Source organism: Flavobacterium sp. P21 (genome assembly GCF_050632225.1).
Lineage (GTDB): Bacteria > Bacteroidota > Bacteroidia > Flavobacteriales > Flavobacteriaceae > Flavobacterium.
In genome coordinates this window covers 3,540,484-3,562,538 of record NZ_CP192585.1, presented here as the reverse complement: position 1 = coordinate 3,562,538, position 22,055 = coordinate 3,540,484, and the positions used below count along the sequence as shown (strand labels likewise).

Annotated in this window: 18 protein-coding genes and 2 pseudogenes; 12 read left to right on the top strand and 8 right to left on the bottom strand. The window is 35.5% G+C overall.

The genetic code is table 11. The features are described from left to right. Nucleotides 1-4: 4 nt before the first annotated feature. The 6 genes and pseudogenes from ACQ9BO_RS17830 to ACQ9BO_RS17805 form a co-directional block, all read right to left on the bottom strand. Complete coding sequence (locus ACQ9BO_RS17830; RefSeq protein WP_431241818.1) at nucleotides 5-2,872, bottom strand: HAMP domain-containing protein; 2,868 nt, start codon at nucleotides 2,870-2,872, stop codon at nucleotides 5-7. After that, on the bottom strand, nucleotides 2,869-3,954 hold the full coding sequence (locus ACQ9BO_RS17825) for a HAMP domain-containing protein (protein ID WP_431241817.1): 1,086 nt from the start codon (nucleotides 3,952-3,954) through the stop codon (nucleotides 2,869-2,871). The genes ACQ9BO_RS17830 and ACQ9BO_RS17825 overlap by 4 nt, the downstream gene beginning before the upstream one ends. Further along, nucleotides 3,939-5,537 (bottom strand): HAMP domain-containing protein, encoded by a 1,599-nt coding sequence (locus tag ACQ9BO_RS17820; protein ID WP_431241816.1) that lies wholly within the window; start codon nucleotides 5,535-5,537, stop codon nucleotides 3,939-3,941. Before ACQ9BO_RS17820 ends, ACQ9BO_RS17825 begins: the two co-directional genes overlap by 16 nt. 193 nt (nucleotides 5,538-5,730) lie before the next feature. Then, complete coding sequence (locus ACQ9BO_RS17815; protein ID WP_431241815.1) at nucleotides 5,731-6,162, bottom strand: response regulator; 432 nt, start codon at nucleotides 6,160-6,162, stop codon at nucleotides 5,731-5,733. Then, nucleotides 6,149-6,987, bottom strand: a pseudogene (locus ACQ9BO_RS17810) (sensor histidine kinase). Before ACQ9BO_RS17810 ends, ACQ9BO_RS17815 begins: the two are co-directional and overlap by 14 nt. 56 nt (nucleotides 6,988-7,043) lie before the next feature. Beyond that, the gene (locus tag ACQ9BO_RS17805; RefSeq protein ID WP_431241814.1) at nucleotides 7,044-7,607 is read right to left on the bottom strand and encodes a CHASE3 domain-containing protein; all 564 of its coding nucleotides are present in this window, start codon (nucleotides 7,605-7,607) and stop codon (nucleotides 7,044-7,046) included. Nucleotides 7,608-8,217: 610 nt separating this feature from the next. Between ACQ9BO_RS17805 and ACQ9BO_RS17800 the strand changes: the two genes are divergently transcribed. After that, nucleotides 8,218-8,721, top strand: coding sequence for a CAP domain-containing protein (locus tag ACQ9BO_RS17800; protein WP_431241813.1), 504 nt, complete (start codon nucleotides 8,218-8,220; stop codon nucleotides 8,719-8,721). Between the two features lie 70 nt (nucleotides 8,722-8,791). Beyond that, nucleotides 8,792-9,250, top strand: coding sequence for an RNA methyltransferase (locus ACQ9BO_RS17795; RefSeq protein ID WP_431241812.1), 459 nt, complete (start codon nucleotides 8,792-8,794; stop codon nucleotides 9,248-9,250). 110 nt (nucleotides 9,251-9,360) lie between these two features. On the opposite strand, the gene ACQ9BO_RS17790 is transcribed toward ACQ9BO_RS17795, so the two are convergent. Together ACQ9BO_RS17790 and ACQ9BO_RS17785 are read right to left on the bottom strand one after the other, a co-directional pair. Then, nucleotides 9,361-9,882 (bottom strand): DUF3370 family protein, encoded by a 522-nt coding sequence (locus ACQ9BO_RS17790; RefSeq protein ID WP_431245149.1) that lies wholly within the window; start codon nucleotides 9,880-9,882, stop codon nucleotides 9,361-9,363. Beyond that, nucleotides 9,872-10,618: a DUF3370 family protein gene (locus ACQ9BO_RS17785; RefSeq protein WP_431241811.1), complete on the bottom strand. Its 747-nt coding sequence runs from the start codon at nucleotides 10,616-10,618 to the stop codon at nucleotides 9,872-9,874. Before ACQ9BO_RS17785 ends, ACQ9BO_RS17790 begins: the two co-directional genes overlap by 11 nt. Before the next feature lie 331 nt (nucleotides 10,619-10,949). Between ACQ9BO_RS17785 and ACQ9BO_RS17780 the strand changes: the two genes are divergently transcribed. The 10 genes and pseudogenes from ACQ9BO_RS17780 (at nucleotide 10,950) to ACQ9BO_RS17735 (ending at nucleotide 22,052) form a co-directional block, all read left to right on the top strand. Beyond that, nucleotides 10,950-12,050 carry an ROK family protein gene (locus tag ACQ9BO_RS17780; protein ID WP_431241810.1) on the top strand — a complete coding sequence of 367 codons (1,101 nt, stop codon included), beginning with the start codon at nucleotides 10,950-10,952 and terminating at the stop codon, nucleotides 12,048-12,050. Nucleotides 12,051-12,633: 583 nt separating this feature from the next. Continuing rightward, nucleotides 12,634-13,761: a glycoside hydrolase family 10 protein gene (locus ACQ9BO_RS17775; RefSeq protein ID WP_431241809.1), complete on the top strand. Its 1,128-nt coding sequence runs from the start codon at nucleotides 12,634-12,636 to the stop codon at nucleotides 13,759-13,761. A gap of 87 nt (nucleotides 13,762-13,848) precedes the next feature. Further along, on the top strand, nucleotides 13,849-15,264 hold the full coding sequence (locus ACQ9BO_RS17770; protein WP_431241808.1) for a DUF5009 domain-containing protein: 1,416 nt from the start codon (nucleotides 13,849-13,851) through the stop codon (nucleotides 15,262-15,264). Nucleotides 15,265-15,298: 34 nt separating this feature from the next. Further along, a complete protein-coding gene (locus ACQ9BO_RS17765; protein WP_431241807.1) occupies nucleotides 15,299-15,595 on the top strand; it encodes an FAD-dependent oxidoreductase in 297 nt (98 codons plus the stop codon). Nucleotides 15,596-15,605: 10 nt separating this feature from the next. Next, nucleotides 15,606-17,099 carry an FAD-dependent oxidoreductase gene (locus tag ACQ9BO_RS17760; RefSeq protein ID WP_431241806.1) on the top strand — a complete coding sequence of 498 codons (1,494 nt, stop codon included), beginning with the start codon at nucleotides 15,606-15,608 and terminating at the stop codon, nucleotides 17,097-17,099. Nucleotides 17,100-17,103: 4 nt separating this feature from the next. Beyond that, nucleotides 17,104-17,352: a hypothetical protein gene (locus ACQ9BO_RS17755; RefSeq protein ID WP_431241805.1), complete on the top strand. Its 249-nt coding sequence runs from the start codon at nucleotides 17,104-17,106 to the stop codon at nucleotides 17,350-17,352. Nucleotides 17,353-17,357: 5 nt separating this feature from the next. After that, complete coding sequence (locus tag ACQ9BO_RS17750) at nucleotides 17,358-17,765, top strand: GDSL-type esterase/lipase family protein (RefSeq protein WP_431241804.1); 408 nt, start codon at nucleotides 17,358-17,360, stop codon at nucleotides 17,763-17,765. Nucleotides 17,766-17,795: 30 nt separating this feature from the next. Further along, a pseudogene (locus ACQ9BO_RS17745) lies at nucleotides 17,796-18,997 on the top strand (AGE family epimerase/isomerase). 33 nt (nucleotides 18,998-19,030) lie between these two features. Further along, on the top strand, nucleotides 19,031-21,463 hold the full coding sequence (locus tag ACQ9BO_RS17740; RefSeq protein WP_431241803.1) for a SusC/RagA family TonB-linked outer membrane protein: 2,433 nt from the start codon (nucleotides 19,031-19,033) through the stop codon (nucleotides 21,461-21,463). After that, nucleotides 21,426-22,052, top strand: coding sequence for a hypothetical protein (locus ACQ9BO_RS17735; protein ID WP_431241802.1), 627 nt, complete (start codon nucleotides 21,426-21,428; stop codon nucleotides 22,050-22,052). Before ACQ9BO_RS17740 ends, ACQ9BO_RS17735 begins: the two co-directional genes overlap by 38 nt. The last annotated feature ends 3 nt before the right edge of the window (nucleotides 22,053-22,055 follow it).

Genomic DNA, 22,055 nt, shown 5'->3' with positions numbered 1-22,055 from the left:
ACAACTAAAAGATTTTTTCTTTTTTGTTTTTGAAATCGTGAATGTCATTGAACATTGCAGTCAGCAAATCATTCTTTACCGGTTTTACCAGAAAGTTTCTTGCGCCACGTTTCAAACCTTTATTTCTTTCATCTTCTCCCGAAATAATATAAACCGGAATGTGTCGAAGCGTAAAATCGGTTTTTAAGCGATCAAGGATTTTCCATCCGCTCGTGTCAGGCATATTCAAATCCATTGTAATCGCATGAGGCTGAAACTGATTAATGTAATCAACAACATCATTTCCTTTTGTTGTCACCACAGCTTTAATATCGTGCTGATGCGCTCTTTCTAGCAAAATCTTGGCAAAAGTTATATTGTCTTCGGCAATCAATAGAATTTTGTCATTTGGACCAATATTAGCGCGATCATCGCCAACCTCATCTACAAAATACAAATCGACATCTGATTTATTAAAACTTGAAGACGGAAGCGATTTTAGGCGACTTTTTCCGGCATGAAGTACATTAGTTTCTTCATTGACATTTATGTCTTCAATTTCAGCAATGTGAACCGATTTTAAAGGTAAAAACAAGGTAAATTTACTTCCAATATTAGTGTCACTTTCAAGTTCAATACTACCGCCTAATAAATCAGAAAGTCCGCGGCTGATGGATAAACCTAAACCGGTTCCGCCATATTTACGGCTTGTTGATCCTTCGGCTTGTTGGAAAGCTTCAAAAATGATGTTTTGTTTTTCTTTTGAAATTCCAATTCCAGTGTCCGAAATTTCAAAAGCCACAACGGCTTCGGCATTTTCTAGATTGATATTTTTTGTTTTCCAATTATTATCTGCTTTGTAAATATTTAATCGGACTTGGCCTTTTTCAGTGAATTTGAATGAATTGGATAACAGATTTTTTAAGATTTGATTTAATCGTTGCGAATCTGTTTCCATTAATTCTGGAAGATTATCATCCATCAAAATTTCAAAATCAAGATGTTTTGCTTGCGAAATAGGGTTGAAGGTCGATTCCACGAATCGGCTGATTTCGGCAAAACTAATCGGATTGTAATCGACAGAAATATAACCGGATTCAATTTTGGAAAGATCCAAAATATCGTTAATTAACTGAATTAAATCGTCTCCGCAAGAATTGATTGTTTTGGCAAACTGAATTTGTTTTTCAGATAAATTCCCGTCACGATTGGCAATTAATTCGTTCGCCAAAATTTGCAAACTGTTTAAAGGCGTTCTCAATTCGTGCGACATATTCGCCAAGAACTCCGATTTGTATTTCGAAGTTAACGTAAGCTGATCTGCTTTTTCTTCCAAAGCTTTTCTGGCAACCTCGACTTCCTGATTTTTAAGTTCCACTTCTTCTTTTTGATTGGCCAGCAAAATTGCTTTTTCTTCAAGTTCTTCATTGGTATTTTTCAATACTTCTTGTTGACTTTTCAGCTCGTTTGCCAATGATTGGGATTGCACTAATAATTCTTCGGTTCTTGAATTTGATTCAATCGTATTCAATACAATTCCGATACTTTCTGTCAATCCTTCAAGAAAATCTAAGTGTGTCTGGTTAAATGTATCAAGTGAAGCCAATTCAATAACAGCTTTAAGTCGGCCTTCGAATAAAACTGGAAGAATAATTACGTCTTTTGGTTTCGCATCTCCGAGTCCAGAATTGATTCGGATATAATCCTTCGGAACATTGCTCAAAATTATTCTTTCTTTTTCAATAGCAACTTGACCAATAAGTCCTTCGCCCATTGCATATTGCGTAATAGAATCTTTTCGTTTGATGTAAGCGTAAGAAGCAATTAAATTCAGTTTTGAATCCATAAAATCTTCGTCTTCTTCCAGAATATAGAAAAGTCCGTGTTGCGCTGTAACGACCGCGACAAGTTCAGAAAGGATTTTTTTGGTAACGGCATTCAGCTCTTTTTGGCCTTGAAGCATTTGCGTAAATTTGGCTAAATTCGATTTCAGCCAATCCTGTTCCTGATTACGTAAAGTGGTAGCTTTAAGATTTGAAATCATTTGATTAATAGTGTCTTTAAGTGCTTCAACTTCACCTTTTGCTTCAACACCAATTGTTCGGGTCAAATCTCCCTGAGTTACAGCAGATGCCACCTCAGAAATGGCACGCACTTGAGTCGTAAGATTCGCCGCCAACTGATTTACGTTTTCCGTCAAATTTTTCCAAGTTCCCGAAGCTCCCGGTACATTTGCCTGACCGCCTAATTTTCCTTCTGCACCAACTTCACGGGCAACGGTTGTAACCTGATCGGAGAAAGTTGCCAGCGTGTCAATCATTTCATTAATAGTGTCGGTAAGTTGTGCTACTTCACCTTTTGCATCAATAGATAATTTTTGTTTCAGATTTCCTTTCGCTACCGATGTTACAACCTTTGCAATTCCACGAACTTGACCGGTTAAGTTGGATGCCATTACGTTAACCGAATCTGTTAAATCTTTCCACGTTCCGGCAACACCTTTTACTTCAGATTGTCCTCCCAGTTTTCCTTCTGTACCAACTTCACGCGCTACACGGGTAACCTCAGAAGCGAATGAATTTAACTGTTCCACCATCGTATTGAAAGTGTTTTTCAAATCCAGAATTTCACCTTTTACGTCAACGGTAATTTGTTTCGAAAGGTCACCATTTGCAACGGCTTTCGTTACATCGGCAATATTACGTACTTGTCCAGTTAAGTTCGATGCCATTTGGTTCACCGAATCGGTCAAATCTTTCCATGTTCCAGCAACACCAGGAACGAAGGCTTGTCCGCCCAGTTTTCCATCGGTACCAACCTCACGCGCCACACGAGTTACCTCTGATGCAAAGGCACGAAGCTGATCCACCATTGTGTTTACGGTTTCTTTCAATTGAAGAATTTCTCCACGTACGTCAGCTGTAATTTTTTTGACATATCTCCATTCGCCACGGCAATCGTAACCTCAGCAATATTACGCACTTGGGTCGTTAAGTTACCCGCCATTTGGTTAACAGAATCTGTTAAATCCTTCCATGTTCCGGCAACACCTGGAACGTTGGCTTGTCCGCCTAGTTTACCTTCAGTACCCACTTCACGAGCCACACGAGTTACCTCAGAAGCAAACTCACGAAGCTGATCCACCATCGTATTTAAGGTTTCTTTTAATTGAAGAATCTCCCCGCGAACGTCAACCGTAATTTTTCGGGACATATCTCCATTTGCCACGGCAATCGCCACATCGGCAATATTACGTACTTGTGCGGTAAGATTTCCGGCCATTTGATTAACAGAATCCGTTAAATCTTTCCAGGTTCCGGCAACTCCGGGAACGTTTGCCTGACCTCCAAGTTTTCCTTCGGTACCAACTTCTCGTGAAACCCTTGTTACCTCCGAAGCAAAGCCTCGAAGCTGATCCACCATCGTGTTGATGGTATTTTTTAATTCTAAGATTTCTCCTTTTACGTCAACCGTAATTTGGAGTGATAAATCTCCTTTTGCTACGGCAGTCGTAACTTCGGCGATATTACGAACTTGTCCGGTTAAGTTGGATGCCATTTGATTCACTGAATCTGTTAAATCTTTCCAAGTTCCTCCAACACCTTCGACCTGCGCTTGTCCTCCCAGTTTTCCTTCGGTTCCAACCTCACGCGCCACACGAGTTACCTCAGAAGCAAAGGAATTCAGCTGTCCCACCATCGTATTAATGGTATTTTTCAGCTCTAAGATTTCTCCTTTGGTATCAACCGTAATTTGGCGTGATAAATCTCCTTTTGCTACGGCTGTTGTTACTTCGGCAATGTTACGTACTTGTCCGGTTAAGTTCGATGCCATTTGATTCACGGAATCCGTTAAATCCTTCCAAGTTCCACCAACACCTTTTACTTTTGCCTGACCACCTAGTTTTCCTTCGGTACCAACCTCAAGCGCCACACGCGTAACCTCAGAAGAGAAAGAGTTCAGCTGATCCACCATGGTATTGATGGTTTTTTCAATTCCAAAATTTCCCCTTCGGCTACAGCCGTAATTTTTTTCGATAAATCTCCATTTGCTACAGCGGTTGTAACTTCGGCGATATTACGAACTTGTCCGGTAAGATTCGATGCCATTTGGTTTACTGAATCCGTCAAATCTTTCCAGGTTCCACCAACACCTTTTACTTTTGCCTGACCACCCAGTTTTCCTTCAGAACCAACTTCACGCGCCACACGAGTTACCTCGGCCCCAAAAGAGTTCAGCTGATCCACCATGGTATTGATGGTATTTTTTAATTCGAGGATTTCGCCCTCAACGTTTACAGTAATTTTTTTCGATAAATCGCCTTTGGCTACGGCTGTTGTAACCTCGGCGATATTACGAACTTGTCCGGTTAAGTTTGATGCCATTTGGTTCACCGAATCTGTCAAATCTTTCCAAACACCGCCCACACCTCGAACTCTTGCTTGTCCTCCAAGTTTTCCTTCAGAACCAACCTCACGTGCCACACGTGTAACCTCAGAAGAAAAGGAATTCAGCTGATCCACCATCGTATTAATGGTATCTTTTAGTTCCAGAATTTCTCCTTTTACATCAACGGTAATTTTTTTCGAAAGATCTCCTTTTGCCACCGCGGTTGTTACATCGGCGATATTTCTAACTTGTCCGGTTAAGTTTGATGCCATTTGGTTTACCGAATCCGTTAAATCTTTCCAAGTTCCACCAACACCTTTTACTTGTGCTTGTCCGCCCAATTTTCCTTCGGTACCAACCTCACGCGCCACACGAGTTACCTCAGAAGAAAACGAGTTCAGCTGATCCACCATGGTATTGATGGTATTTTTCAATTCCTGAATTTCTCCTTTTACGTCAACCGTAATTTTTTTCGATAAATCGCCTTTTGCTACGGCCGTTGTTACATCGGCAATGTTACGTACTTGTCCAGTTAAATTGGACGCCATTTTGTTTACAGAATCGGTCAAATCTTTCCAAACCCCGCCAACACCACGGACTTTTGCCTGACCACCCAATTTTCCTTCGGTACCAACCTCACGCGCTACACGAGTTACTTCCATAGAAAAAAGATTAAGCTGTTTTACCATGGCATTTACCTCTTTTGCAATTCGAAGGAATTCCCCTTGCAACGGATTCCCTTCAATGGACAAAGGCATTTCTTGCGACAGATTTCCCTTTGCAACCGATGTAATTACGTGTGCAATTTCAATTGTTGGGTGAACCAAGTCGGAAATCAAAGTATTTACCGAATCTACGCAAGAGCTCCATGAACCGCGAGCACCATCAAGAACAACGCGGTTGGTTAGTTTTCCTTGTTTGCCAATACTTTTTCCAACTTTTTGAAACTCAAAAACCATTCTTTCGTTAAGGTCAATAATTTCATTTAAAGTATCACAAATGGCTCGTTTTGTTCCATCTTGATCTGTAGGGAATCGTTGTGAAAAATTACCGTTTTTTACTTTCAGCAAAATTTTAAGAAATTCAGCATCGCTTAGAATAGATTCTTCAGTTTTGCTTTTCTTGCTTTTGCGATTCGTTATTTTTTCATCTGTTATAATTGGCGACATGACCAGTACTTCTTTTTTCGGTATCTTATCGATTGGTTTATTTTTTCATAATTGGTGACTCTTTTGCTGAAGGTTCTGTTTTTGGTGATTCGAGGTTAGTTATTAATTATTAATTATTAGTTATTAATTGTTAATTGTTAATGTGAGTTTTTGATTTTCATTAATAATTAACAATTCATAATTAACAATTGTTTTACACGTTTTCATTAAGTAAAATTTTCCTAAGATGAAATTGCACAAAAGCTTCCATTGAATCGGGTCTTTTTGTGTTATCATTATAATTAAGCGGTTTTATGATATAGCCTGAAATTCCAAGTTTTTCCGCCGTTACACGATCACTTCCTTCAGAAGAAGTTGTCATGATAAAAACTTTCAGATCTTTTAAATTTTCATCATTTCTGAGAATCTTCAAGAATTCGATTCCGTTCATTTTTGGCATATTGATATCAAGCAGAATAACATCAGGAATAAGCGGATCTTCAGTTTTTCTCAACATTTGAAGCGCTTCAAGACCATTGTATGCGGTATGTAGGTCATACTGAATTTCCAGTTTTTTTAAAGATCGCTCCACCGAAATCGTGTCAAGTTCGTCGTCTTCTATCAATAAAATATTAGGCTTTCTCATATTTTTTATTATTTCTCCAGGTGAAAGTAAATTTAGTTCCTTCGCCTAGTTTTGATTCTACATGAATTTCTTCTCCTTGATCGTCAATGATTTTTTTTACAATTGCCAATCCAACTCCAGTGCTTTCCATTTCATTTTTTCTCTCAGTGTCTGGAAAATTTCAAATATTTTTTGATGATATTGGGAGTCAATACCAATACCGTTGTCTGCTACTGAAAATTCATAAAAAGTGCCTACTTTTTGACACGTTATTTCAATACTTGGATTTTCTGGTTTAGAGTACTTGACAGCATTGCTTATTAAATTCGAAAAAACTTGCTCCAGTTTTAAACGTTCTGTAACAAGTTCTGGCAGATTGATAATTTGTAGCTTGAATTCTCTTGGAACAATTGATTGTGCGATTTCATGAACGAGAACATTCGTATCGACAAATTCTGGAATTGTCTTTCGATTTATGCGGGCATAGTCTAAAAGTCCATTAATTAAAGCTTCCATGCGCTGTGTTCTTTTTGGAATAATGTCTAAGTAATTTTTTAGAGCAGGAGATAGTTCGTTAGATAAATCTTCTTCGATCCAACTGATAACATTATAAATGCCACGTAACGGCGCTTTTAAATCATGAGATACTACGTAAGCAAATTTATTGAGTTCCTCATTTTTGTTTTCCAGTTCCTGAATATTCATTTCCAATCGGCGCGACATGATATTTAAAGATGATGCAAGCGCACTCAGCTCATCGTTTTTAAAATCTTGGACAATTGTAAAGCGCCCTTTTGAGATCGTATCGGCTACACGAACCATTGAATTTATTCGTTTTGTAATCATATTTACAATGTATGCCGTACTGCATATTCCCACGAAAACCGTAAGCGTTAAAAAAATCAACGAATACGTTCTTGCTTTTTTAAACTGTGAAGCAACATTTCGCTGTGATGTGCTCTGGCCTTATATTCGATTCGCTCAAAATTTCTAAACTTTTTTGTGATCGAATCATTAATATTTTTGCCAATGTGCTTTTTAAGTTTAGTATCTAAGAGATATAAGTATTCTGTGGGATTTTCTCTTCTGGCGCGAATCAATTCCGATGTATAAGAGAGCCATTCGCTATGAAGAACACTTATTGAATCCAAGATGGAAGCCTGAATACTGTTGCTGTCAATGAGCGTGTGCTGTTCGACAATAAATCCGGGCACTTTTTCTATGCCACTATAATAAGGAACCAAATAAGTGCTGTCATTCGTGAGCAAATAACCTCGAACAGCACTTTGCATTTGCAAAATGGCTCGATGCGTTTTGTTTGAATTTCGTATCACTTCTTCCGATTTTGATAGAAATGCCGAATTTTGATTGACTTTAAGCGATAACCTGTAATTGCTGTATGAATCTGCGGCAGAAAGCAAAATGATAAGCGTGAAGGCCAAAATTATTTGAGTTGATAATTTCATTGTCTTTCTGTTTAAGAAAACCCGTTAAGAATAAATAATTCTAAAATTGCATAAAAGCTTCTTTTTGATTGGGAGCAGAAACTTTGCGGCTATAGTTCACAGAAGAACCATAATTTGAAATTGAAATTAAAAATAGCGCAAAGATTATCGGAAAGTATAGGTGTTTCATTGAAGTCAAAAATTTAATATTAAGATTGCATTGAAAATAAGAAATAAGATTTCTCTTTCTTTTATATAATTTCTTTAAAAGTTTATATAATTAACATCATTATGATTTGCGGCTAGAAAAAATGGTTTTTGTCTTTGAATTGAAAATCATGATTTTTTGTAGAAAAAAGTTATTGATCTAGTGTAATTTTTTTTATAAAAAAGAATTTTAAAATTTAGCTTAATCTTTTTTTTTAAATCTTTTAGGGTACAAAAAAAAGCATTGATTAAGGAAATTTGCACTCAGATTTTAAGTGAATTTATGAGTGAGGTTTTCTATTTAAGATAGGTCAATGTGTCTTGATGTTCAGGGAAAACTTCCTTGTAGCAGAATTCAAATGAAATTTGCCCGCTCCAAGTCAATATTATTCTAAAAATTTATTCAAAAAATGCATATTAAGAAATGATAAAATCTATTTGGATTGCAATTGTAAGTGTACTGCTCTTATTTATTATTGTGGGTTGCGAAGCAGAAACACAAAATGTGGAAAAAAATGCGAATAAACCCGAAATCGTAACAGACTACAATTATTCTTATATGGAACTCGAAACCGAAAGATTAATAAATGAATACAGAATTTCTAATGGCTTAGATTCTCTTAAAATAATAAATCATTTATCCTATAAATCAGAAGAACATAATATTTATATGATAGAGAAAAAAGTTGCCAGCCATGATGATTTCGTTAAACGATCACAAGATATAACGGAAGTTTTAGGAGCGAAAAAAGTTGCAGAAAATGTTGCGTATAATTATCGTTCAGCTGAAGGAGCATTAAATGGTTGGTTAAATAGCCCCGAACACAAGGAAACTATTTTAGGTGATTTCAATTATTTCGGAATTTCTATAAAAGAAGATCCAGAAACTGGCAAAAATTATTTTACTACTATTTTTGTTAAGTTATAAATTAAGATGCATGCGCTGTTTTTAAAGCATTTTTCAAATATTCATATCTAAAGTTTGTATTTTTGCTTTTATGAATGACAACTTTATAAATGAGTATTTTGGTATAGGAATACAAAATGGTAAAACGCCTGAAAATTTAGGAGTTTTGTGGCGATCAGCTCAAAATATGGGCGCTACTTTTATATTTACTATTGGTAATCGATATGCAAAACAAGCCTGTGATACGCATGATGCGGTAAAATCAATTCCTTATTTTCATTATGAAACTTTTGAAGCTTTCTTTGAAAATTTGCCTAAAGGAGCACGATTAGTAGGTGTAGAATTAGCTGAAAGAGCATCTGATCTTGAAACTTTTGAACATCCAAGAAGATGTGTCTATTTATTAGGAGCCGAAGATCATGGCTTGTCTAAAAAAGCAATGGATAAATGCCATCATTTAGTAAAATTCAAATCGGAAAAAAGTCTAAATGTGGCCGTGGCAGGAACTATTATAATGTACGACCGAAACTTGTCGAAGCCACGATCTTAAAACAATCATTAAAAAAAATAATATTTAGATTTTCAATAATTTTTGCCAGATACAATTCATCATTAGCCAATAAATGGTTTTGAATTTTGTATCTGGCAAAATAATTAGATTTAATTGGTTTGTTCTAAAATCAATTGTTGCCCGGTTGTAATTAAGCCCGGAACATAAAATGTTATTGTAGCATTAAAAAATGAATTTGCTGGAATACTCCAATTCGCCAAATTTTGCGCCGGCTGTGTTGGCGTTGTGTAAATATTTTTCAAAGCTCCGTTTAAATAAAGCGGTCCGTTAAAAGTAAATGAAGGCGAATTTGTTCCCGATGTAAAGTTAGAAGCAAAAGTAAGCGAAACATTTTTTGCCGTACTGTTTTGATTGTTTAGTTTAACAGTCAAAGTATATTTGTGGCCATAATTTCCGTAAGTATTTTGCGAAGCACCATTTAATTTATAAGAGTAAGGCGCATTTTGATTTTGCAAATAAGTGCCACCAACCGCAAATTTTGAACTTGTATTTAAGCACAATCCCATGTATGCTGGCCCTGAAGGTAAATCGATATCTGTAGTTCCAGACCAGCCAGATTGCGTGTAGATTCCAGCTTCTCGGCCATAAGCGTTTGTACTTTCAGTATAAATATCTCCCAGTTGCGGCAGTTTGAGTGGCAGTTACAGCGTCGTTTATATTTCCAGTTGAGGTTACAACGGTATAAACATAAACACCTTGTGAAGCTGTAATTTCATAAGATCCATCAACCATATTATTGTTTGCCAATGTTGCTTTGTAAACTTCATAAACTTTAGAAGGATTAATAGTTACATTGCTAAAAGTCGTACGAGGCGTATTTTGCAACCAGTCTTTCGAAACAAAATAACTTTGTCCTGTTGCGCTTCCGTTTAATGGTTTTTCAGCATTTGTATAAGTTGATCCTTTTCCACTAATAGTTAGTGCAGTAGTTTGCGGATTAGAAACTAAAACATGCAGGTATTTAGTGGAGCCTGATTGGTTGATGTGGAATAAATAAACTCCAAAAGTTCCAGAAAGCGGATTTGAAGAACCGCCTCTGCTAGAATCAACTCTAGCATTTTGCATCAGCCATCCGTTTCCTTTTATAATTTCGGGATTGTTGCTTTTCCAAATTTGCTTGTCAGATAAATTTCCACTTAAAAATTTCAAATTTTGAGGTGGAACAATCGAAGTTGACAATGTCCCTGAAGTCCAGTCTGAAGAAACTAGTGAATTGACAGCTAATGCTGTTTTTGCACTCGATTTTGTTGTGCTTTGAATGGCGGTTTTTTCAGCAGAATCATCGCTTGAGCAAGCATAAGTAAGAATTGCTGTAATAACAAAACATAATAGTTTTTTTGTTTTCATAATTGGTTAGATTTAATTGATTTGACAATCAGTTAGTTGGTGGCTAAAATAACAAAAAATTAATATGTGTAACGAAATTATTAAAAATATTTAATATTAATTTCGTATTTAATTTATATTTTTTTAAATCTTTGGATGAAAATAAAAAAGACATAATTTTAAGATGTTTTTTCTTATACTGTTTTGACGGCATGCATTTTTTGAGGGTCGTTGCGCCAGAATTGCTGTTTTTTATATTGCAAGATTGCGTTTTAATTTTTGTAATAAAAAAGCAACGGTTAAGTTAAAAATGAATTATGTTTGTAATGGAATTTGTTAAAATCGATGATAAATGAATTTAAAAGATTTACTTGATATTAGTAAAGACAATAGTCTTTCTGGGCAAAAATGGCACATGCTCAGACAGTCAATTGTAAAACGATTACTTTCTGCAGGTAATGCAACAATTGCAGAAATAAGTTCTGAATTGCAATCCAGCGTTCCTACCGTTACTAAAGCGGTAAATGAGCTTTTACAGGAAGGCACTGTAGTTGATATGGGAAAAATTACCAACAGTGGCGGACGAAGACCTTCTTTATACAGTATCAACCCAACTTGTGCTTTTTTCTTGGGTGTTGAGGTTGGAAGAACGCATATGTCGATTGGGTTGCAGAATATAAAGAATGAGTTCATAAGCCTAGATTTGCGCGTTCCGTTTGCATTAAAAAATTCGCAAGAATCTTTGTTGGAGTTTTGTGCGCTTATCAATAATTATATTGAAGAAAGCTCCGTAGAGAAAAAACTAATCGTCGGGATTTGTATTAACTTTTCTGGTAGAATCAATTCGATGGAAGGTTTCAGTTATAATTATTTCTTTAGTGAAAACAGGCCTTTAACAGAGATTATATCAGAACAATTAGGGCTTCCTGTACATCTTGAAAACGATACTCGCGCAATGGCTTTTGGAGAATATTGCGAAGGCGTTGTTGACGATGAGCAAAATATAATTTTCTTGAATTACAGTTGGGGAGTAGCTATAGGAATCATGACTGACGGAAAGCTGTATTATGGGAAATCCGGTTATTCTGGTGAGTTCGGGCACAGTACACTTTTTGAAAATGAAATCATTTGCCAATGTGGCAAATTAGGTTGTCTTGAAACTGAAATTTCAGGCTGGTCTTTAGTGCGACAATTTAAAGATGCGCTTAAAGAAGGCAAGCATTCAAAAATAGAGCTCAATGAAAATGAAGATCTGCAACATTTGGATATTATTTCTGGAGCCATTAACCTGGAAGACAGTTTGTGTATCGAATTAGTTACGAGACAGAGTGAAAAAATGGGACGTTATTTGTCTATTTTGCTGAATATCTTTAATCCCGATCTTCTTGTTATTGGTGGAGATTTTTCACAGCTTGGAGATTTTGCGTGCTACGCTAATTCAGTCGGCACTTAAGAAGCATTCCCTTGGTCTGGTAAATCGAGATATGAAATTGAAAAAATCAACACTCGGGCATCGTGTGGGCGTAATTGGCGCTTGTTGTATTGTAAAAGAAAAGATGCTTTCTCCCTTTTTTAAATAAGTAAGTCTTCATAAGATTTTTAAAAACTCTATAATTAATTTTATAGAGTTTTTTGTTTTTGTACTTCTAGCTTATTGCGCCGTAAAGGTTCTTTTGGTGCTTAGATTTCGTTTTTAAAGTTTTTTCGAAATCTGTTTTCTGATTGCTTTTTTGGGTAGATAGAAATTGCTTTAGAGGATTCTTTTAATTGAGAAACATTCAGTGTTTCATTCATTTCTTGGCATCGTACAGAGTTTTTTTGTGCGAATAATTTTCTTTTCAAAAAAAATATCCCTAAAAAAGTAAAAATATTTCAAATATGTTTTTCGCGCCTTATTGGCTGTATTTGCTGAGAATTTCTATAACACTCCTAAAACTTTCTAAAAATAAGCTAAATATTAATTAATAAATTTTTTTAATAACTAAGTTGTGGTTAGTAAAATTTTATATATTTGCTCAAGCCAAAAAACAAAACCAATGCAGAATATCTTAAAAATTACCTTATTACCTATTTTATTGTTTTCGCTTTTTTGTTGTGCAAGCAATACAGCATCAATTAATGGCAAATCTCCAATTGTTCCAGTTAAAGGAGTTTGGATTACTAATGTTGCGTCAAAAGCTTTAGATTCAAAAGAAAATATTATCGAGGCTGTTGCGCTTTGCAAAAAATCAGGTATTACAGATATTTATGTAGTGGTTTGGAACAGAGGAACGACTTTGTATCCAAGTACGATTATGAAAGATTTATTTGGAAAGCCAATTATGGAACGTTTCGGAGATCGCGATCCATTACAAGAAATGATAGATGCAGGACATAAAGCAAATATAAAAGTACATGCATGGTTTGAATTTGGTTTTGCATCTTCTTATGGTGAAAATGGCGGTGCAATCCTAAAGAAATTCCCAAACTGGAAAGCAATTGATAATAAAGGAAACTTGGTAACAAAAAATGGTTTTGAATGGATGAACGCTATGGATCCAGAAGTTCAGAATTTTGTAAAATCATTGATTATAGAAGTTGTAAAGAAATATAATGTTGACGGAATCCAAGGTGACGACCGTTTGCCTGCAATGCCATCGCTTGGAGGTTACGATCCTTATACAATAGCTTTATATAAAAAAGAACACAATGGTAATCTTCCTCCTGATGATTATAAAAATGCAGATTGGCTTACTTGGCGCGCAGATAAACTGACTGTTTTTCTTGGCCAACTTTATAAAGAATTAAAAGCAATCAAACCTAAATTGATTGTGAGCATGGCGCCAAGTATTCATCCTTGGGCAAAAGAAGAATATCTGCAAGACTGGCCAACTTGGCTGGACAAAGGATATTGCGATTATGTAATTCCGCAGGTTTATAGAAAAACAATTGACAGTTACACTTCTACATTAGAAGAGCAAGTGAAATTTCTTAAAAAAGATCAGAAAGATAAATTCTTCTCTGGAGTCTTGTCGCAAGTAAATGGGGTAAACCCGCAACCTGATTTTTTAAAGCAAATGATTGATGTCAACAGAAAACTAGGAGTAAAAGGAGAATCTTTCTTTTTCTACGAAGGTTTGAAAGCTTTCCCAGAGTATTTTTCTACAGAATACATTAAAAAGTAGATTGACAAGAAAGTCAAACATATAAGTCGCTGATAAAGCGACAGCTATAATATTGTCTTAAAAATAATTGATTTTTAAAATCTGGATATGAAAACAAGAGCTTTGTCTATAGATGCCTTAAGAGGATTTGCGATTATCGCAATGATACTTTCTGGACAAATGATCCTTACGTATTTGCCTGCCTGGATGGCGCACGCACAAGTGCCACCTAATTCATCATTTAATCCGAATATTTATGGAATTACATGGGTAGATTTAGTTTTTCCATTCTTTTTATTTTCGATGGGCACGGCATTTCCTTTTTCATTAGGAAGTAAATTAGAAAATGGCGTTAATAAATGGATGCTCTGCCGAGATTCCTTTTTTAGAGGACTTCAATTGGTATTTTTTGCTATATTTTTTGAGCATATGAGACCATTTGTAATCAGTAATCCTGTTGATGTTGTTTCATCTATAATTTCTTTAGGCAGTTTTGTTTTGATGTTTTTTATGTTTTCAACAGATACATTGCCGTTTATAAAAGCATTAAAAAATCCAAAATTATATAGTTCGATCATAAAATTAGCCGCTTTTGCAATTGGATTCGCCTTGCTATTGGCGATAAATTTTCAAGGAAAAGAAAATCATGATTTTGATTTTTATTACAGCGATATTATTCTGATTGTTCTGGCAAATATGGCTTTTTTGGCAAGCGTGATTTATATTTTCACATTCAAAAAACCAACTTACCGACTATTGGTTTTGCCGTTTATTATGGCCGTTTTTTTAGCAAGCACAAACGATGGATGGGTAAAGCAATTGTATAATTTTACGCCGTTTGCATGGGCTTATAAATTTTATTACTTAAAATATTTCTTTATTGTAATTCCAGGAACTCTTGCCGGAGAATATATAAAAGAATGGGCTGTTGCGCCGGAAAATGAAGTGCGAGAAAATGATAACAAGGCAATTGTGGTAGGTCTGATTTCTTTATTAATTATTATAAGCAACGTTTATTTTTTATTTGTACGTGAATTAGAAATGAATCTTGTGGTTACTTTAGGTTTGTTGATTTTGAATTATTTCATTTTAAAATCAAATACTTCTGAGTTTGGTGTTTTTTGGAAAAAACTTTTTTCGGCAGGGGCTTACTGTTTAGTATTAGGATTGTTTCTAGAGGCTTATGAAGGCGGAATTAGAAAAGACACTTCAACGTACAGTTATTATTTTGTGACATCAGGTTTGGCATTTTTCGCGATACTATTTTTCTCTGTGGTTTGCGATTATTTCAAATGTATCAGAGCAACTAAATTCTTGGTTTTGACGGGACAAAATCCAATGATGGCCTATGTTTCGACGGCAATGGTTGTGATGCCAATTTTCACCATTTTAACGATTACAAATTATTTTGACGTATTTAATGAAAATGCTTTTACAGGATCCCTGAGAGGATTTATACTGACTGTACTAGCTGTTTTGATAACAACCTTTTTCTCTAAAAAGAAAATATTTTGGAGAACCTAAATGATTCAATCTTGCTATTAAAATATTATATATTATGAAAATTCAAATAATCGCATTTTTTTTATTTTGTTATGGGTATTCTCAGAATATCACCAAAAAAACGGTTGACGTTTTAGTAATTGGAGGCTCTACCAGCGGAACATCTGCTGGTATTGCATCTTCAAGATTGGGAGCTAATACATTGATTGTTGAAGAATCTCCATGGATAGGAGGTATGTTTACTTTGCAAGGGGTTGGTGCCTGCGATGGTAATCATAATCTAGATTCTGGAATTTGGAACGAATTCAGAGGCGCACTGAGAGATTATTACGGCGGAGTCTGCGGCTCTTGAAACAGGTTGGGTGAGCAACACACTTTTTGAGCCTTCTGTTGGGAATAAGATTTTTAATCAAATTGCGGCAAAAGAGAAAAAACTCGAAATTATCCATGGCTACTACGTAACAAGTATTTTGAAAGAAGGGAATTCAGTTAAAGGAGCTACTTTCAAAAATGATAAAAATGAGACTCTTGAAGTTCATGCAAAAATCACAATTGATGCTACAGATATTGGGGAAACGCTGAAAATGGCTGGAGCGGCTTATCGCTTAGGAATGGATTCCCAAAAAGAAACTAAGGAAGCCAATGCTCCATTAAAAGCTAATAATATTGTTCAAGATTTGACTTGGGTTGCCATTTTAAAAGATTATGGTAAAGGAACCGACAAAACGATTGCAAAACCAAGCAATTATTCAGCTTCAAATTTTACTGGTTCTTGTATGGAAACGGTTGATCACAAGGAAATTGACTGCGATAAAATGTTGTCGTACGGAAAAATGCCAAATAATAAGTACATGATTAACTGGCCGAAAAAAGGCAACGATGTCTATCTTGACGTAGTTGAATTATCGAGAGAAGACCGAAATAAAGAATTATTAAAAGCCAGAAATTATACTTTACAATTTGTTTATTACATCCAAAATGAGCTAGGATACAAGAATCTTGGCTTGGCTGATGACGAATTTGATACTTCAGATTTATTAGCTTATGCTCCGTATTATAGAGAAGGACGACGCGTTAAAGGAGTTTCGTTTTTGACTTACAACCACGTTGCTGACCCATACAATCAAAAAGAAGCTTTATATAAAACAGGAATTTCTGTAGGAGATTATCCTGTAGATCACCATCACAAACAAAACCCCAATGCCCCTGATCTAGGATTTCCTGCGGTACCTTCTTATAATGTACCGCTAGGATCTCTAATTCCTGAAAAAGTTGATGGATTTATTGTCTCAGATAAAGCGATTTCAGCTTCAAATTTAATTAATGGTGCAACACGTCTACAACCTGTAGTTTTATTGACAGGACAGGCGGCAGGAACTTTGGCAGGAGTTGCAATTAAAAATAATATAGAGCCACGTAAGGTTTCAGTAAGAGAAGTGCAACAATCACTTTTAAATCAAAAAGCATACATCATGCCTTTGTATGATGTAAAACCTACAGATCCTGCTTTTGAAGCTATTCAAAAAATTACTGCAACAGGAATTTTAAAAACAAAAGGTGAAAGCTACAAATGGGCTAATAGAACTTGGTTTTATCCAGAACAAAATATTACCGTTCAGGAATTTACAGAAGGTTTGAATCAGTTTGATAAGAAAAATAAAATTGTAAAAAGCTCAGTACTTCTAACAGAGCAGGAGGCAGTTAATATTTTGACAAAAGCAGGGGCTAAATTCCCAAAAGAAAATCTTTCGGCAAAGCCAATTAGTAAAAGAAACTTGGCAATCCTAATTGAAGAAAGCCTGCATGCCTTTGAGAAAGAAATTGATTTTTCAGGAAATATTAAAACCAAAAAATAGTAAAATGTTAAAAAGTCTTTGTTTTTTCTTTTCAACTCTGTTTATGGGGCTTTTAGCTCAAGAAAATAAGCAGGTTTTTCATAATTATTTCTATGACCAAAGACGTTCGTTTTTTGAATCAATGCCAGCAGGAAAAAACGAAATTATTTTACTCGGTGATAGTATAACAAATTGCGCCAACTGGGATGAAATTTTTCGGGAGGCAAGGTTAAAAACAGAGGAATTTCTGGCGATATCACTTTGGGAGTCTTAGATAGAATGGATGAAATCGTAAGACGCAAACCTAAAAAAGTATTCATTATGATTGGAATTAATGATATCGCTCAAAAAATCAGTAACGAAACAATTTTGAAAAACTATCAAAATATAGTTTCAAGATTAAAAAATGATAGTCCTAGAACGGTAATTTATATTCAAAGCATTTTACCTACAAATGATGAGTTTGACACATTCAAAAATCATCAAGGAAAAATGGAAACTATAAAAGAAATGAATATAGAATTAGAAAAATTGGCTAAAGAAAATAAAGCGGAGTTTATAAATCTTTTTCCGCATTTCTTGGGTCAAAACGGCAAGCTGAGCAAATCCTATACAAATGACGGACTGCATCTTTTAGGACCCGGTTATCTGTTATGGGCATCCATCATAAAAAAATACATTGAGTAGAAATAATAAACTTTTAAAAATATAGTGTAAATGTTAGAGACTAAAAATGATATCAAATTTGACCAAATTCAGCATACAGATTTGGCTCAATACGCAGACTTATACAAAGATGAATTATTGAAAGAAGTGATTCCGTTTTGGGAAAAATATTCAATTGATAATCAGTACGGCGGATATTTTACTTGTTTAGACAGGCAAGGTAACGTTTACGATACTGATAAATTCATCTGGTTGCAAGGCAGACAAGTTTGGACTTTCTCTATGCTTTATAATAAAGTAGAAAAAAACAAGAGTGGCTTGATATAGCACTTCATGGAGCAAAATTTTTGTTGGCAAACGGAAGAGACGAAGAAGGAAACTGGTATTTTTCTTTAAACCAAAAAGGAGAGCCTTTAGTTGTTCCGTATAATATCTTTTCAGACTGTTTTGCCGCAATGGCTTTTGGCGAATTGTATAAAGTGACAAACGACACTTTGCATAAGGAAGTTGCTGTAAATACTTATAATAATATCATCGCAAGACAAAATAATCCGAAAGGGAAATGGAGTAAGGCGTTTGGAGGAACAAGAGAATTGAAAAACTTCTCGCTTCCAATGATTTTATGCAATCTGTCTCTTCTTCTAGAAGAAGTAATTGGTAAAGAAGTAGTAGATCAGATGGTTCCGCCACTTATTGAGGATATCATGACTAATTTCTTAAACAAAGAACATGGCATCATCATGGAAAATGTTGGCGCAAATGGTGCTTTTAGTGACAGCTTTGAAGGAAGAATCATCAATCCTGGCCACGGAAATGAGTCAATGTGGTTTTTGATGGATATCGCGGCTCGATACAATAAGCCAGAGCTTGTTAAGCAATGTGAAGAAATTTTAATCAAAACAACAGAATTTGGCTGGGATCAAGAGTTTGGAGGAATCTATTATTTCTTAGATATCAAAGGCCACCCAACACAAGAACTGCAATGGAATCAAAAGTTATGGTGGGTACATATCGAAACCATGATTTCTTTTGCAAAAGCTTATAAACTGACAGGTAATGAAAAAAGCAAAGAATGGTTTGTAAAACTTCATGACTATACCTGGAACCACTTTAGAGATGAAAAATACAAAGGAGAGTGGTTTGGTTACCTGACAAGAGAAGGAAAACCGCTTCTGGAAGCAAAAGGAGGAAAATGGAAAGGATGTTTTCATGTTCCTAGAGGATTGTACGAATTATGGACGACTTTAAAATAAACTAATTAATCAAAAACCAAATTATTATTAACTATGAAAAAAGGAATATTATTCTTGATGTTTTGTTTGGTCTCGCTGTTTGCTGAGGCACAGACAAGACAGTTAAAAGGGGTGATTACAGATTCTGACGGCATGCCGCTGGTAGGAGCTAATGTTTTGATCCAAGGTTCAAAAACTGGAGCTTCGACAGATTTTAACGGAAGTTTTCAATTAGATGTACCCAACCAGAAAACAACGTTGGTTGTAAGTTACATCGGATTTAAAGACATGACGGTAGATGCAACAGGAAAAACTACTATAAAAATACAAATGCAGTCGGTAACAAACCAAATGCAGGAAGTTGTTGTTGTAGGATACGGAACACAAAAGAAAGCAACTTTAACTGGAGCTATCGGAATTGTAAAAGGTGCTGATCTAAACAAAAGAGCAGTCGCTTCATTATCAACTGGATTGCAAGGAACTATTGCAGGGGTTACGGTACAACAAACTTCTGGGGAGCCGGGAAGTGATGGTTCTAATATCAGAATTAGAGGTATTGGTTCTGTAAATTCAAGTACATTTCCATTAGTATTGGTAGATGGTATCGAGATGGATATCAATCAAGTAGATATGAATACGGTTGAAAATGTTTCTGTTTTGAAAGATGCGACTTCAGCTTCTATCTACGGGTCTAGAGCATCAAATGGGGTAATTTTGATTACAACAAAAAGAGGAAAAGACGGAAAAATGAAAGTAAGCCTTGATGCTTATACTTCTATTCAATCACCTACAAATATGCCTGTAGTTTTAAAAGCCGCAGATTATCTTCAAGCAGAATTGAATTCTTTGGATAATGCTGGAGTTACAATTCCGGCAGATCAGAGAGTCGCAAGAGAGCAAATGATTGCAGATCAAAGAAATTACAAGCCAGATAACTGGAACAGATATGATACAGATTGGAAAGATGCGACTATCAAAAAGAGCGCAATTATGACCAATAACAATATTTCATTGTCTGGTGGAGGAAAAGACATTAAATATTTTGGAGCTTTAACCTCTCTTAAACAAGATGGTTTAATCGAAAACAATAATTTCAAAAGAATCAATGTCAGATTAAATACTGATGCGAAAATTAATGAGTGGTTGAAATTAAATAATGAAATCTCATATAGAACTTCTACTCAATTGACACCTGGAATTTCAACTCCAAAAGGAATCATAAACAAAGCATTGTATATGTTGCCAACGCTTTCTGCAGTTAAAGAAATTGATGGCAATTGGGGATATGGTAAAAACGGAGACAATCCTGTGGCAAATGCGGAAGCGTCAGGAAGCCAGACAATCGAAAGGCCAGAGATTTTGCTAAATGCTACTTTGATTGCAACTCCAGCAAGCGGATTGGAATTATTAGCACAATACAGTTACAGAAAAACTGAAAACAGAGGAACATTTATCACAACTCCGTACATGACATCATTAAAAGGTGTGGTACAAGGTTTTTACCCAGCTAGAGATGGTGTTACGGAGGCTTACAGCGCTAATGTTCGCAACTATTTTAGAGCACAGGCTTCATATGCTAAAACTTTCGGAGAGCATGATTTTAAAATCATGGCAGGAACGCAAAGCGAAAACAACATTCTTAAAGATATCAGCGCAAGCAAAAATGGTTTTGACTTAGAAAGATATTACTTAGTAAACGGTGACGGAGCAACAGCATCAGCAACAGGTGGAGCAACAGAATGGGCAATGTCTTCTTTTTATGGTAGATTTAATTACGATTTTGGTGGAAAATATCTGTTTGAAGTAACCGGCCGTTACGATGGTTCTTCTAGATTTAGTGAAGGACAACGTTGGGGATTCTTCCCATCTTTCTCTGCTGGATGGATGGTGAGCAAAGAGAAATTTATGGAGCCAATCTTGGATTATGTAAGTGATTTTAAGCTAAGAGCATCTGTAGGAACTTTAGGAAATCAAGATATCGGAAACTATCCTTATGCATCAACTATTCAGCCTGGATATAGCTATTGGCTAGATAAACAATTGGCACAAGGTGTAGCGCAAACTACATTATCGAATCCTAATATTACTTGGGAAAAATCAAAACAGACTGATTTTGGTCTTGATGCTACTTTCTTCAACAGAAAACTTTCTGCTACGTTTGATTATTACATAAAAGACGTTTACGATATGCTTTTGGTTTATCCGGTGACTTATTATACAGGTCTTAACGCAACGTATACCAACGCTGGTGATATGCAAAACAAAGGTTGGGAGGTTAGTCTTACGTATAAAAATCATATTGGAGATTTTAATTACAGCGTTACAGGAAACTTGAGCAATAATGAAAATGAGATTACAAAATTATACGGACCAAATTCAGACAGATCAGTTACTGTAGGATATCCTAACGGCGGAATTTGGGGATATAAAACAGATGGATATTATGTAGATGCTTGCCGATGTGGCAAATTCTCCAAAATTATCTAATGCTACAAAACCTGGTTATGTGAAGTATGTAAAAATGGATCCAACTGGAGCAAATCCTACACTTATTACAGAAAATGACAAAGTATATTTAGGAGATCCATTTCCTCATTATGAGTACGGATTGAACCTTACAGCAAATTATAAAAACTTTGATCTTACCTGTTTTTTCCAAGGAGTTGGAGAGCGCAAAGTATTGATGAGCGGTATTGGAGTAAGACCATTCTTTAACGGATCAAACTTATTTGCACATCAAGTAGATTCTTGGACACCTGATCATCAAGATGCCGAGTATCCAATTTTAGTTCCTGAAGCGAACTCTGCTGATAACTTTGTTGCATCAGACAAATGGGTTAAAAACGGAGCTTACTTAAGATTGAAAAATATTGTTTTAGGATACAGTCTTCCAAAAACATTTTTAGAAAAAGCGCATATTGATGGTCTTCGCTTGTATGTAAGCGGACAAAACTTATGGACTTTGAGCCATTTCTTCCCAGGTTATGATCCAGAAGTAAGTTACGGAGGAAATCTAGGAGGTGAGTTTTATCCAATTATGCAGACGGTAACAGTAGGTGCTAACTTAAAATTTTAACAA

Coding starts and splice junctions, on each gene's coding strand:
- ACQ9BO_RS17820 (WP_431241816.1), bottom strand. CDS start 5,537: ATGTCGCCAATTATAACAGATGAAAAAATAACGAATCGCAAAAGCAAG.
- ACQ9BO_RS17805 (WP_431241814.1), bottom strand. CDS start 7,607: ATGAAATTATCAACTCAAATAATTTTGGCCTTCACGCTTATCATTTTG.
- ACQ9BO_RS17770 (WP_431241808.1), top strand. CDS start 13,849: ATGAAAACAAGAGCTTTGTCTATAGATGCCTTAAGAGGATTTGCGATT.
- ACQ9BO_RS17825 (WP_431241817.1), bottom strand. CDS start 3,954: ATGGTGGATCAGCTGAACTCTTTCTCTTCTGAGGTTACGCGTGTGGCG.
- ACQ9BO_RS17750 (WP_431241804.1), top strand. CDS start 17,358: ATGGATGAAATCGTAAGACGCAAACCTAAAAAAGTATTCATTATGATT.
- ACQ9BO_RS17815 (WP_431241815.1), bottom strand. CDS start 6,162: ATGAGAAAGCCTAATATTTTATTGATAGAAGACGACGAACTTGACACG.
- ACQ9BO_RS17780 (WP_431241810.1), top strand. CDS start 10,950: ATGAATTTAAAAGATTTACTTGATATTAGTAAAGACAATAGTCTTTCT.
- ACQ9BO_RS17735 (WP_431241802.1), top strand. CDS start 21,426: ATGCTTGCCGATGTGGCAAATTCTCCAAAATTATCTAATGCTACAAAA.
- ACQ9BO_RS17800 (WP_431241813.1), top strand. CDS start 8,218: ATGATAAAATCTATTTGGATTGCAATTGTAAGTGTACTGCTCTTATTT.
- ACQ9BO_RS17740 (WP_431241803.1), top strand. CDS start 19,031: ATGAAAAAAGGAATATTATTCTTGATGTTTTGTTTGGTCTCGCTGTTT.
- ACQ9BO_RS17795 (WP_431241812.1), top strand. CDS start 8,792: ATGAATGACAACTTTATAAATGAGTATTTTGGTATAGGAATACAAAAT.
- ACQ9BO_RS17765 (WP_431241807.1), top strand. CDS start 15,299: ATGAAAATTCAAATAATCGCATTTTTTTTATTTTGTTATGGGTATTCT.
- ACQ9BO_RS17775 (WP_431241809.1), top strand. CDS start 12,634: ATGCAGAATATCTTAAAAATTACCTTATTACCTATTTTATTGTTTTCG.
- ACQ9BO_RS17755 (WP_431241805.1), top strand. CDS start 17,104: ATGTTAAAAAGTCTTTGTTTTTTCTTTTCAACTCTGTTTATGGGGCTT.
- ACQ9BO_RS17785 (WP_431241811.1), bottom strand. CDS start 10,618: ATGAAAACAAAAAAACTATTATGTTTTGTTATTACAGCAATTCTTACT.